Origin of the sequence: Neorhizobium sp. DAR64862/K0K3 (assembly GCF_050500185.1) — a bacterium.
Classification (GTDB): Bacteria; Pseudomonadota; Alphaproteobacteria; order Rhizobiales; family Rhizobiaceae; genus Neorhizobium; species Neorhizobium soli.
Genome location: NZ_CP191449.1, coordinates 1,301,157 through 1,313,783 on the forward strand (window position 1 = coordinate 1,301,157; position 12,627 = coordinate 1,313,783).

Consider the following 12,627-nt stretch of genomic DNA (forward strand, 5'->3'; position numbering starts at 1 on the left):
AATGAAATACGCCAGCTTCCCGTTGCGTGAGGCCGAAAACATAGTGCTTGCCCATTCAATCCGGTTTGAAGGTCAGCGCGGACGACTGCACAAGGGTCACCGGCTAGCGCCTGATGACATCGAGCGTCTTTGCGAAGAGGGTATCGCTTCCGTCATAGGCGTGCGGCTAGATGCAGGAGACGTTCTTGAAGACAAAGCGGCGGGAATGCTGGCCGCCGCAATCGCACCTGATCACCTCACGTTTTCGGAGCCAGCAACGGGACGTGTCAACGTTTATGCGGCAACGGCCGGTCTGTTCGTCGCCAACACGCACGTCGTCAACGCGCTCAACGGCGTGGACCCGTCGATCACGCTTGCCTGTCTCAAGGATCGCGTATCGGTCAAGGCAGGCGACATGGTCGCAACGTTCAAGATCATTCCGCTCGCTGTCGATGGCGATTGTCTCGGGAAGGCTGTGGCGCTGCTTGGGGCTTCTACACCGTTTGAGGTCAAACCGTTCGAGGCTCATGCTGTCACGTTGATTGCAACGGAGCTTCCGACGCTGAAGACGTCGGTGATGGATCGAACGGCGAAGCTCATCGAGCAGCGGCTTGCACTTTCGGGCAGCACACTGGTGCGCGAGATCCGTATTCCGCATACGCACGACGCCCTGACCGCCGCACTGCAGGCGCTTGATCTCGGGAACTGTCGCGAGCCTTCGCTGGTGATCGTGTTTGGTGCGTCCGCCGTTGCCGATGAAGAGGACGTCATTCCGGCTGCGATCCGAGCCGCTGGCGGTGAGGTGATCCGCGTCGGCATGCCGGTCGATCCCGGCAATCTTCTTGTTTACGGCGATATTGGTGGTGTCACGGTACTGGGAGCCCCCGGTTGTGCACGGTCTCCGAAGGAAAACGGTTTTGACTGGATGCTCCACCGGCTGCTTGCCGGCGAAAGACCGACATCGGACGATATTGCCGCACTGGGTGTGGGAGGACTTTTGATGGAGATCCCGACAAGGCCTGCGCCGCGGGACCGCAGCGAGAGCAAGGACGATGTCTCGCTTTCGGTTGCGGCTGTCCTGTTGGCCGCCGGTCAGGCCAGGCGCATGGGAGAAAGTGGCCTTCACAAGCTGCTTGCTGAGTTTGACGGTGTGCCGCTCGTGCGCCGCTCCGCCAAGATGCTGTTGGCCTCGAAGGCCACACCCGTGGTCGTTGTCACCGGTCACCGGCAGCAGGATATTGCGGCCGAGCTTTCATCGCTCGACGTCCGTCTCCAAGACAATCCCTCCCATGAAGCGGGGATGGCGAGCTCTCTGATTGCCGGCTTCACGAGGCGCGATGTCGCGGCAGCGGATGGGGTCCTCGTCATGCTGGCAGATATGCCGGGCGTGACCGTCAGCCATATCGATGCCTTGCTCGGTGCCTTTGGGGCCGCCGGTGGCGAGGCGATCGTGCGCGCAGTCTCCAACGGCACGCGCGGCAATCCGGTTGTTCTGCCGCGCGCCACCTATGATGCTGTACGGAACCTGCAGGGCGATGTCGGCGCAAGGGCGATTATCGAAACCTCCGGTCTTCCGGTGATCGATGTCGATATCGGTCCGGCAGCCCATCTTGATGTGGATACGCCCGAAGCCGTCATTGCTGCAGGTGGCGTTCTGAGGACGTGACAATGGATACTATCGCGATCGAAGAGATGTTCGAAGGTCTCGGGTCCGTCAGCATCCGTCGGATGTTCGGCGGCAAGGGCATCTACCATCAGGGCCTCATCGTCGCGATCGAGCTGCGCGACGAACTGATGCTGAAAGCCGATGCCGTGAGCGCGCCTGAGTTCGCTTCTGCAGGCGCGCGGCAGTGGAGCTACGAAGGCAAGAAGGGCAAGTCCGTGATGATGCCTTACTGGACGGTACCGGAAGATGCGTTTGAGGACCCCGACCTCATGTCAAATTGGACAAGACTGGCCTACGAGGCCGCAATCCGGAGTGAAATCGACAAGTAACCTATATTTTTGGCACTGCGAGATTTCGCGTATTGAATAGGCAATAGGTTTCGCGCTAAAATAGGCATCGTAATGGGGGATGCAGGCTTACCGAGCAGTCGGTGCGTTTCCATCTGACGTAAAATACAACGCTGTTTTCATCACGGGCAGCCGTTCCGGGAAACCGGGACGGCTTTTTGCGTTGCTGTTTTATCAACGTCCGCCGCGGGCTGGAAGTTGTGTGTTCAGATTTTGGAAAGATGTTCAAATGCGCGGATCGAGAAGACCGAGAGTGGCATTGGCGGATCTGCAGGGTCAAACCATCCCAGATCCGAAAGCTTGTCCGGTTCGGTCAAGCGTGGCTCGCCGGAGAAATCGCGTGTGACGTAGATCATGGAGATCCAGTGTTGTGCGTCTTCCGGGAGGATCTGTTCAGTCGCGCAGAGGAACTCAACTTTGCCGATCGACAGGCCGGTTTCTTCCTCGGCCTCACGACGTGCCGCATCCACGGACGGCTCCATCTTATCGACCTTGCCGCCGACGATGTTCCAGTAACCGGCTTCCGGCGCCTTCAGGCGACGGCAGAGGAGAACCCTCCCATCATCCCGCAAAATGACCAACCCGGCGCCGACGCCGGGAAAGTCTATGCCGGGTCTCAGGGACAAATTCAAACCTTGGCGTTGGCGACGATCAGCATGAATGCCGGAATGTCGTCGCCGAAACCGACTGGTGTCGGGCCGTCATCGTGGTCGCGGTAGTGACGGCGACGCTCGCGGTTGTCGTCATTGGCAGGATTCGGAGCAGGGGCCGGGCGAGGAGCGCGTTGTGCGCCATTGTTCTGCGGCTTCCTGTCGGCGCTACGTTCGCGCTTTACGTCTTCTACCCTGGCTTCAATCATATTTTCCGTCTGGCTCCGATCATCCTGGCTCGTCGGTTCTGCAATCTTGACCGGAGCTTCTACGCTCCTGGTCTGCTCGGCGCGCTTGCCGCGACCGCGATCCTTGTCGCGCTCGCCACGCTTGCCGCCACGATCGCGACCCTGGCCGCGTTCCTGACCCTTGTCGCTGCTTTCCATCGGTGCCGGCAGGGCAGCGATGTCACCGTTCAGCCATTCGATCTTTTGAGTGATCAGCTTTTCGATGGCATCGAGATACTTAGCATCGGATTTTGTCACAAGCGTGAACGCACGACCGGACCGTCCTGCACGGCCGGTACGGCCGATGCGGTGGACATAGTCTTCCGCATGGATTGGAACGTCGAAGTTGAAGACGTGGCTGACGTCGGGAATATCGAGACCGCGCGCTGCGACGTCGGAGGCGACCAGAAGCGTGATCTGGTTGTCCTTGAAGCCTGCCAGCATATTGGTACGCGAGCGCTGGTCCATGTCGCCATGGAGCGCGCCGACCGAGAAGCCGTGGCGCTCAAGCGAACGGAAGAGATCGGCGACATCCTTCTTGCGGTTGCAGAAGATGATCGCGTTCTTCAGGTCGTCCTGCGCGCGGATCAGGTCGCGAAGGGTTGCGCGCTTCTCGTAATCCTTGTTGTGAGCGGCGACCAGGCGCTGCGTCACCGTCGTTGCTGTCGAAGAAGGCTTTGCCACCTCGATACGTTCCGGGTTCTGCAGGAAGCGGTCGGCCAGCTTCTGGATTTCCGGCGGCATGGTTGCCGAGAAAAACAGCGTCTGACGCGTGAACGGGATCATCTTGGCGATCTTTTCGATATCCGGGATGAAGCCCATGTCCAGCATGCGGTCGGCTTCGTCGATCACCAGGATCTCGACGCCGGTCATCAGCAACTTGCCGCGCTCGCAATGGTCGAGCAGGCGGCCTGGCGTGCAGATCAGCACATCGGCGCCGCGCTCAAGCTTGCGATCCTGTTCGTCGAACGACACGCCGCCGATCAGGAGAGCGACGTTCAGCTTGTGATTCTTGCCGTATTTTTCGAAGTTCTCGGCGACCTGTGCCGCGAGTTCGCGGGTCGGCTCGAGGATCAGCGTCCGTGGCATGCGGGCGCGAGCACGGCCTTTTTCCAGAAGTGTCAGCATCGGCAGCACGAAGGATGCCGTCTTGCCTGTTCCCGTCTGCGCGATGCCGCAAATATCGCGGCGCTGCAGGGCAAAGGGGATGGCACCAGCCTGGATCGGTGTCGGGATTGTGTAGCCCGAGTCGGTGACTGCAGAGAGGACTTTCTGGCTAAGGCCAAGATCAGCGAATGTGGTCAAAGGGAAATCTGTTTCCGTTGCAATTCGGGGAAGTGATCCGGTGCCGACGGTAACTGGCGTACGACAACTGGCCCGCGACATAGGACCAAAATGCCGGAAAGTCAAGAAATCCCGGAATATTGCTGCCGGATGTGGTGAATAGAGGCGGCAAGGCTTCCAATGTGTTGTCGAACGCGCTCAGTTTCGCAACGCATGACCCATTCCGGACCTCTCGCGCATCTTTGCGGCCTAATTGAGATAATTGTCGAGCTTCATACCGGCGTTCAGGAAATGCACGGGGTCGACCGGCGAACCGTCGCGTCGCACTTCGTAATGAACATGCGGTCCCGTGGACCGTCCGGTGGAGCCTGCACGTCCGATCACCTCGCCGGGAGCCACAGTCTCTCCGGCTCTGACAAGGATGCGCGACATGTGGCCATAGCGCGTGGTGATGCCTTGGCCATGATCGATCTCGACCAGATTGCCATAGCCTGCTGAGGGACCGGCGACAACGACTTTGCCGGCGCCCGTACTTTTCACGTCATCACCGGTCTCGGCTTGAAAATCGATGCCTGCATGCAGCGCGAGGCGTCCGACAAACGGGTCCATCCGGTTACCAAACCGGCTGGTGACGGAACGGCCGGGGGCCGGGTTTCCGAACGGCAGCTCGCGCGCCACGTCGCGGACGCTTTCGAGCCGGTTGAGCGCGGAATCGAGATCATCGAGCGATGTGTCGAACGTGTCCGAGAACAGCTGAGGCTGGACGTAGGGGCCACCAATACCCGGGTCCGGTTCGGTCGGAGGAGCGGCCGCGACCTGCACGCCCGTACGCCGGAGGATGGACGTGATGGCGTCTGCCGTCTGCGATGCGCCAGTGGTGAGATCGGCGATCTTGACGATCTGGCGCTTCTCGATGTCCTTCAAGGACAGAGTCACCTTGGAAAAGATGCGGTCGGCTCGATCCGCGAGATTTTCGCGAAGCGGGGTGTAGGCCAATGGATTGGCGACGCCGAGATCCGCCGGAGCGGAATGGTTCGACAACAGGCCTTCGATCGCGTCCAGTCCATGACTGACGGATGCCTGCTTGTCCTTGCCTTCTGCCTGATAGGCTGAAGCTGGTGACGACGAGGTGCCGGCGGACGGGACGATGCCCGATTCTTCCGCGCGGTCTAGAAGCGAACCAAGTTTGCCGTGCCGCGAAAAGAGGGCGTTTTGCTGTTCAAGCAGTTTCTCGACCTTTTGCTCCACGACCTGCTGATCGAGCAACTGACGGGATGTGATGCGGTCGAGCTGGGCGCGCAGGGCAGAGATCCGGTCTTCGTAATCATGCTGCATGCGCGCCTGGCGCGCCATCGTTGCGCCGATCAGATCGTCGCGGATCACGAGATAGCTGGTGGCGCCGAGATATCCGATCGCCAACGCGCCGACGACGCAGACGGACACTGCCGCCATCCAGGGGCGGATCGTCATGTGGCGGATCTTTTCGCCGCTTGCGAGAATGAGAACGTGCTCGGGAGCACGATTTCCAAAAACGCGGCTTTGAGTTCCGTTTGCCACCTTCTGCTCCTGAAGATGCGCATGAGACGAGTCGTGCGCGGTGATCCTTCCTCCGCACTAGACCGCTTTATAGTTAACAAACCGTTGTTTTTCGTGCCGCAGGGCAGGAGGCGTGACACCGCAATTTCGCATCAACATGCGACAGAGAGGTGGCTGTCTTACAGGGTCTGTACGGCTTTCAGCACCTCTTCGGCGTGACCGGCAACCTTTACCTTCGGCCAGACATTTGCGATCCGGCCATGGGCATCGATCAGGAACGTCGTGCGGTCGATTCCCATGTACTTGCGCCCGTACATGCTCTTTTCCTTCCAGACGCCGTAGAGATTTGCGACGGCGGTATCCTCGTCCGATCCGAGGATCACTGCGAGCGCATGTTTCTCGACGAACTTGTCGTGCTTCTTCACCGTGTCCGGGGACACGCCGATGACGGCAGCGCCGGTTTTTTCGAACTCGGGGAGGAGGGCCGTGAACGCCAGCGCTTCGGTGGTGCAGCCGCTGGTATCGTCCTTTGGATAGAAGTAGAGAACCACCGGCTTGCCGGCGAACGTCTGCAGCGAGACGGTACCACCGCCGTCGCGGGGAATATCGAACTGTGGGGCGATGTCGCCAATGGCCAATTCAGACATGAATTTCCTTTCTTTCGCCGGGATCTTGAGCAATTGTCGGCCCATCGGTAGTCTATTGGTGCCCGTTGCGTCTAGTCAGGCTGCAGCGGGTCTTGAGAAGGTAATGTCAGCCTGATGGCGGAAATTCGCGGCGAAAAGGTCAGCTTCAACCGCAAGGATATGGTTCCGCTGCACGAACTTCCCTCTGCACAGGCGGAAGATCCCATTATCGTACACTGCCCACCGCGCCGATCGCGCATGCGCCGCGTGGGCAAGACTTTTTTGCTGTTTACGATGCTGATTCTGGCTGCTGCCGGAACTGCGATTGTCGCCATCGAGAGCGGCGTCGTCGACGGCGCGCTGACGGCGCGGGCCCAGTCGGCCCTCAACAACGCGATCGGACCCCGTTATGTCGCTTCGGTCGGTTCGACGGCGATCCGGTTTGATTCGGTGATGCGGATCGCGATCGAGGCGCGCGACGTGGATATCGTCGAGCAAGCGAGCGGTCAGCGGCTGAGCCGTGCCGAAGCGCTGCGGATGGCGATCGATCCGATGAAGCTTCTCGGCGGCCGCGTTTCCATCAACAACATTTCCGCGCAAGGCATTCGGCTGGAGACGGCGCAGTTGCCGGCAGGCGACCCTATGGCGCTGTCGCAGGTTCGCGTCGATGCGATGCCGAAGCTGCTCGAGCAGGCGTTCCAGCGCCTTGATGAAGTGCGCGGCCTGATCGAGCGTACCGGCACCGCTTTCGTTAGGATTGCCGGCATCGAAATCGTGCTGCCGTCTGCCCCTGGCCAGAAGCCGCTGATGTTCGTCGTCAACGAGCTCAATATGCAGCGCAACATCGAGGGCGAGATCGATATCAGGGGGATCGTCAGCCTTAACGACCGCCAGGCAACGCTGGTGGCAGGATCCCAGACTATCGAAGGCGTGACGACCGGACTTTCCGCAAAGCTCATGGGGCTGGACGTGACGTCCTTCCTGTTGCATCGGGATGCAGCCGGGATGCCGCGCGAAGGGCTGGACAGTGCCGTCGATCTTGAACTTGCTGCCACCCGTTCGCGCGAGACCACTGTTCCGGTCATCACCGCAAAGCTCAAGCAGTCGCCCGGACGGTTCTATTTTGACAGTATCGAGCAGCCCTTCAGCGGCGCGGATATCGATGTCGCCTATGATTTCACCAAGGACGCGATCGAAATCCAGAGATCGGAAGCGCGTTTTGGCCCGACTGTCCTTCCGTTCACCGGCGCGGTCGTCGATCTCAATAGGGTCGATCCGGCAGACCACCGGCCGGGGTTCGGTCTCGATCTCCTCGTCAGCGGCGGAACAGCAGCCGGCGCGTCGAACGCCGAAGAACCGGCACAGTTCGATCTGAAAGCCGTCGGACGCTATCTCTCGGCCGATCGCGAGTTGCAGTTCGACGAGATGGCGATGTCCAGTCCGCTTGGGCGGATGGCCGCTGCACTGAAAGTGCGCTTCGGCACGCAGTCTCCGGAAATCAGCTTCGGCGGTCAGTTGCCACAGATGCAGGTGACTGCAATCAAGCAGCTCTGGCCCTTCTGGATGGCCCGCAAGGCACGCGACTGGGTGATGGGAAACATGTTCGGGGGAACGCTGAGCAACGGCTCCATCGCCGTCTTCATTCCGGCAGGACGCATGAAGGGACCGGGCGTTCCGCTCGATCTCAACCGCAACGAACTGCAGATCAGTTTCGACCTTGCCGACGGGCGCGTCAACCTGCCCGCCGACATCCCGCCGCTTCGCGACATCTACGGCCGTTTCGACCTGAAGGGCGAAGCGATGCAGGTCGACATCACGCAGGCGGGTTCGTTTTTTCCGTCGGGGCGCGCGGTCAAGGTTGAGGGAGGGCGCTTCTCGATCCCATCGACCTACGCGAAGCCTCTGATGGCCGATATCGCGCTGAAACTGAGCGGGCCGGCAGATGCCATCGCGGAACTCACGAGTTTCAAGCCCATCAACGGCCTCAAAAACACAGAGTTCAAGGCATCGGATTTTTCCGGCACTGCCAGGGTGGATGTGAAGGCGCAGTTTGGTCTGGTCAATGACCAGAATCCGCCGAAGCCGGTCTGGAATGCGCATGCGGACCTGCGCGACGTTGCTCTGGCGACGCCGGTGTCCGGTCGCAAGATTTCCAATATCGACGGCACGCTCGATATCGATCCGCAGGCCGCCAGACTGAGCGCGAAGGCTGCGATCGACGAGGTGCCTGCAGACGTCACCCTCGTGCAGCCGATCGACAGCGCGTCGACTGTCAAGCGTGAACAGGTCATCAAGGCAGTCCTCAGCGACAGCCAGCGGGACAAACTGGTGCCCGGTCTCTCGGAGATCGTCCAGGGTACGATCAGCGTGGAACTGACCAGGCTCGATGATACCAGGCAAGGCGTCAGCCTCGATCTGACGCGCTCTGCGCTCTCGATCCCGGGCATCGGCTGGACGAAGGGCAACGGCGTCGGTGCCAAGGCGCAGTTCGAGATTGCCGGGGAGGGACTCCAGCGGACAGAGCTCAAGAACTTCGAACTGGTGGGCGACGGGTTTGGCGCGCAGGGCAATATCGTCCTCACCAATGGTAGCCTCGCGTCGGCGGAGTTCTCGAGCGCCCGCCTGTCGCCGTCCGATAATTTCAGCGTTGCGGTGAAGCAGTCGAAGGGTGTCTTCGACGTGTCGATCGGCGGATCCTCTGCCGATATAAGGCCTATCATCACCAAACTTCGCTCGGCTACGCCGGGCACAAGTGGGTCGGGTTCCTCTGCCAAAAGCAGCGGTGGCGCGACGATCCGTGCCAAGCTCGATCGCATGGTCGGCTTCAACGACGAGGCCTTGTCGAACGTCACTCTGTTGTTTGCGATACGCGATGGCGACATTGCCTCGGCCGACCTTTCCGCCGTAACGGAAAGCGGGCAGGCCGTTGTCAGCGACATAACGAAGGGCAACACGATCTCGATGACCAGCGGCGACGCCGGCGCCATCGTGCGGTTTGCCAATATCTACAACAACATGCGGGGCGGTCTTCTCAATTTGCGGCTGCGATCGCAAGGGTCCGACTGGGCCGGCAATGTCGACATCCGAAGCTTCGCTTTGGTGGACGAGCAGCGCCTGCAATCGCTGGTATCGACCCCTGTGGGCCGGGATGGGGAAAGCCTCAGCAAGGCGGTCAAGAAGGAAATCGATCTCAACGCCGCGCGCTTCCAGCGCGGTTTTGCCTCGCTCGTCTACCGAAACGGTGCGCTCTCTGTTGCCAACGGCATCGTTCGTGGCGAGCAGATCGGCGCGACATTTCAGGGCATGCTGCGCGACGCCCGCGGCAGCATGGACATGACCGGCACCTTCATGCCGGCCTATGGAATCAACCGGCTTTTCGGCGAGCTTCCGCTGATCGGTGCCATCCTCGGCAACGGACGAGACCGCGGATTGATCGGCATCACCTTCAAGCTCGAAGGCGTGTTCGACAAGCCGAAGCTGACGATCAACCCGCTGTCGATCATCGCGCCCGGTGTGTTCCGGCAAATCTTCGAGTTCCAATAGAAAAAAGGCCTCGCGAACGAGGCCTTTTCATTGGTCTGCAGACCGCTGGCACTCAGGCCGGGCGGACGAGGATATGCTTCTTCTTGCCGAGCGACAGCTTGATCACGCCGTCGGCAGTGACGTCGCAGGTGCCGATCACGGCACGTTCGTCCGAGACTGCGGCATCGTTGATGCGCACGGCACCACCCTGGATATGCCGGCGGGCTTCGCCGTTGGAGGCTGCAAGGCCTGCCTTGACGATCAGCGCCAGGAGGCCAAGACCGGCCTCCAGTTCCGAAGATGCGACGTCGATCGAGGGCAGGTTGTCGGCGAGGGCACCTTCCTCGAATGTCTTGCGGGCGGTTTCAGCCGCCTGCTCGGCATTGTCGCGGCCGTGCAGCATGGCGGTGACTTCCGTCGCGAGGATCTTCTTGACCTCGTTGATTTCAGTGCCCGATAGCGCCGACAGCCGGGCGATCTCGTCCATTGGCAGCGTCGTGTAGAGCTTCAGGAAGCGGGAGACGTCCGCATCCTCGGTGTTGCGCCAGTACTGCCAGAAGTCATAGGCCGACAGCATGTCCGGGTTGAGCCAGACCGCGCCGTTCATGGACTTGCCCATCTTGGCACCCGACGACGTCGTCAGAAGCGGCGAGGTGAGAGCGTAGAGCTGCGGCGTCCCCATGCGGTGACCAAGGTCGATGCCGTTGACGATGTTGCCCCACTGGTCGGAGCCGCCCATCTGCAGGCGGCAGCCGTAACGCTGGTTGAGCTCCACGAAATCGTAGGCCTGCAGGATCATGTAGTTGAATTCGAGGAAGGACAGCGACTGCTCGCGGTCCAGGCGCGTCTTGACGCTGTCGAAGGACAGCATGCGGTTGACCGAGAAATGACGGCCGACATCGCGCAGGAATTCGAGGTAGTTGAGATCGCGCAGCCAGTCGCCGTTATTGATCATCAGCGCATCCTTCTGACCTTCGCCGTAGCTCAGGTAGTTGGAAAACACGCGTTTGATGGAGGCGATATTGCTTTCGATCGTGTCGATCGTCATCAGCTGGCGAGCATCGTCCTTGAAGGAGGGATCGCCGACCATGCCGGTGCCGCCGCCCATCAGGGATATCGGCCGGTGGCCGGTCTGCTGCATCCAGTGCAGCATCATGATCTGGATGAGGCCGCCCGCATGAAGGCTCGGTGCCGTCGGATCAAAGCCGATATAGGCCGTCACGGTTTCCTTGGCGAACAGTTCGTCGAGACCCGATTCGTCGGAAATCTGGTGAATGAAGCCACGCTCGTCGAGCGTGCTGAGGAAATCGGACTTGAACCTGGACATCTTACTTCTCTGTGGATGCGTTTTTGTGTCTTGAGAGCCGGCGTCTAGCACTGTTTCGGGCGTTTATCACTTCAAAAATGAAGGCAAATGAGCAGGCACTACTCTGTAACCCGCCGTCACGGTTCGTTAATCTTTTGTTTTGTGCCGAGCCGATAAGGTGATGGCGGGAATGGCGGCATTTCATATTTTCTAAATGTATTGTTGGGTCGATGAACGGGGCAGTTTTTTTCCTGGGGGTGAATTTCGTCGTCGCGATATGTTTCTGTATCGTGTTTGCGGTTGTTTCCACCCGCAGTCGGTCGCGCGTTGCCGCGCTTTGGTTCGGGGCCGGTTTCGGCGTCGCTTCACTGGCCGCTGTTTGCGAGATTGCCGTCGCCTATCTGCCCTGGCCGCGTCCCTGGGCGATAGGAGCTTTTGCAACCGTTCTCGGTGGCATGATTTTCCTGCTGTTCGGCATTGGCAGTCTCTATGACGTTCGCATCAACCGTCGACTTGCCGGATTGATGTTCGCCGTCAGCTCCTTCGGAAACGTCTTCGTCTATGATCTGCGGCCCGGTACGCCGCTTCACGCATTTTCCTACCAGACTCCGTTTGCCCTGGTTATCCTCGCAAGCGCCGGCGTGGTTCTGCAGGCTTTGTTGCGCTCGAACCGGCAACTGCTGATCGACAAGGTCGTGTGCGCGCTCCTTGCGGTCACAGGGGTACACTTCATCGCGAAGGCCGTACTTGCGATCGCCGTTGGTGCCGGGTCCGTCGCGACAGACTATATCCGCACCGACTATGCGCTGATCTCCCAGAGCCTGACGGCTGTTCTGATGGTCGCGGTCGGCCTGACCCTGCTGTCGGTGCTGGTGCTCGAAATCATGGCCGATGAACGCAGCGTGTCGGAAAGCGACGCTCTGTCGGGCCTTGCAAACCGGCGCGGCTTCGAGCGCCGGGTGAGATCCGCAATCGCGACGTTTCCAAACGGACCGCATGCGGTGGTTTTATGCGATCTCGACAGGTTCAAGACCATCAATGACACCTATGGGCATCATGCCGGGGATATGGTGATCCAGAGTTTCGGGACCTTGCTTTCCTCGTGCGCGCCAAAAGAAGCAATCGTCGGCCGGATGGGCGGCGAAGAGTTCTCCGTGTTCCTTCCCAACACGCCGATGGACGTTGCGCTGATGGTGGCTCAGGCTCTGAGGGGCGGCACGATGGCGATGTCGGTGGCGGGTCTGCCACCCACCTCAAGGATCACGGCGAGTTTCGGCGTCGCCAATCTCACCAGCCCCGACGCGCTCGACGAAATGTTCCGGCAGGCGGATGTGGCGCTCTATGCCGCGAAGCGGGCCGGCCGTAACCGGGTTCATGAAGCGACGTCAGACGATGGGCGTCCGCGTGCGGCACATGTGCGACCGGTCAACTGAAGATACGAAAATGGCCGCAAACGCGGCCATTTCTGTGTTATCGATAGGGTA

General features: G+C 60.3%; 9 protein-coding genes. 4 read left to right on the top strand and 5 right to left on the bottom strand.

Annotated features, from left to right (window positions below):
• Nucleotide 1: 1 nt before the first annotated feature.
• Both ACQY1L_RS06335 and ACQY1L_RS06340 read left to right on the top strand, forming a co-directional pair.
• A complete protein-coding gene (locus tag ACQY1L_RS06335; RefSeq protein WP_430243376.1) occupies nt 2-1,645 on the top strand; it encodes an NTP transferase domain-containing protein in 1,644 nt (547 codons plus the stop codon).
• A gap of 2 nt (nt 1,646-1,647) precedes the next feature.
• On the top strand, nt 1,648-1,974 hold the full coding sequence (locus tag ACQY1L_RS06340; protein WP_430243378.1) for a TfoX/Sxy family protein: 327 nt from the start codon (nt 1,648-1,650) through the stop codon (nt 1,972-1,974).
• Between the two features lie 224 nt (nt 1,975-2,198).
• On the opposite strand, the gene ACQY1L_RS06345 is transcribed toward ACQY1L_RS06340, so the two are convergent.
• From ACQY1L_RS06345 to bcp, 4 genes are all read right to left on the bottom strand, one after another.
• On the bottom strand, nt 2,199-2,624 hold the full coding sequence (locus tag ACQY1L_RS06345) for an NUDIX domain-containing protein (protein ID WP_430243380.1): 426 nt from the start codon (nt 2,622-2,624) through the stop codon (nt 2,199-2,201).
• Nucleotides 2,621-4,174 (bottom strand): DEAD/DEAH box helicase, encoded by a 1,554-nt coding sequence (locus ACQY1L_RS06350; RefSeq protein ID WP_062456700.1) that lies wholly within the window; start codon nt 4,172-4,174, stop codon nt 2,621-2,623. The genes ACQY1L_RS06345 and ACQY1L_RS06350 overlap by 4 nt, the downstream gene beginning before the upstream one ends.
• Nucleotides 4,175-4,402: 228 nt before the next feature.
• A complete protein-coding gene (locus tag ACQY1L_RS06355) occupies nt 4,403-5,710 on the bottom strand; it encodes a M23 family metallopeptidase (protein ID WP_192086438.1) in 1,308 nt (435 codons plus the stop codon).
• A gap of 158 nt (nt 5,711-5,868) precedes the next feature.
• Nucleotides 5,869-6,336: a thioredoxin-dependent thiol peroxidase gene (gene bcp / locus ACQY1L_RS06360; protein WP_062456705.1), complete on the bottom strand. Its 468-nt coding sequence runs from the start codon at nt 6,334-6,336 to the stop codon at nt 5,869-5,871.
• A gap of 114 nt (nt 6,337-6,450) precedes the next feature.
• Here bcp and ACQY1L_RS06365 point away from each other — a divergent pair, with 114 nt between their 5' ends.
• Nucleotides 6,451-9,858 (top strand): DUF3971 domain-containing protein, encoded by a 3,408-nt coding sequence (locus tag ACQY1L_RS06365; RefSeq protein WP_430243383.1) that lies wholly within the window; start codon nt 6,451-6,453, stop codon nt 9,856-9,858.
• Nucleotides 9,859-9,910: 52 nt separating this feature from the next.
• Here ACQY1L_RS06365 and tyrS read toward each other — a convergent pair whose 3' ends face one another.
• Nucleotides 9,911-11,164 carry a tyrosine--tRNA ligase gene (tyrS, locus tag ACQY1L_RS06370; RefSeq protein ID WP_430243385.1) on the bottom strand — a complete coding sequence of 418 codons (1,254 nt, stop codon included), beginning with the start codon at nt 11,162-11,164 and terminating at the stop codon, nt 9,911-9,913.
• A 209-nt stretch (nt 11,165-11,373) separates the two neighbouring features.
• Between tyrS and ACQY1L_RS06375 the strand changes: the two genes are divergently transcribed.
• The gene (locus tag ACQY1L_RS06375; protein ID WP_184653221.1) at nt 11,374-12,576 is read left to right on the top strand and encodes a GGDEF domain-containing protein; all 1,203 of its coding nucleotides are present in this window, start codon (nt 11,374-11,376) and stop codon (nt 12,574-12,576) included.
• Nucleotides 12,577-12,627: the final 51 nt, after the last annotated feature.

Excerpts from the sequence above, each read along its gene's own strand:
- ACQY1L_RS06335 (WP_430243376.1), top strand. The coding sequence starts at position 2 with ATGAAATACGCCAGCTTCCCGTTGCGTGAGGCCGAAAACATAGTGCTT.
- ACQY1L_RS06340 (WP_430243378.1), top strand. The coding sequence starts at position 1,648 with ATGGATACTATCGCGATCGAAGAGATGTTCGAAGGTCTCGGGTCCGTC.
- bcp (WP_062456705.1), bottom strand. The coding sequence starts at position 6,336 with ATGTCTGAATTGGCCATTGGCGACATCGCCCCACAGTTCGATATTCCC.
- ACQY1L_RS06365 (WP_430243383.1), top strand. The coding sequence starts at position 6,451 with ATGGCGGAAATTCGCGGCGAAAAGGTCAGCTTCAACCGCAAGGATATG.
- tyrS (WP_430243385.1), bottom strand. The coding sequence starts at position 11,164 with ATGTCCAGGTTCAAGTCCGATTTCCTCAGCACGCTCGACGAGCGTGGC.
- ACQY1L_RS06375 (WP_184653221.1), top strand. The coding sequence starts at position 11,374 with ATGAACGGGGCAGTTTTTTTCCTGGGGGTGAATTTCGTCGTCGCGATA.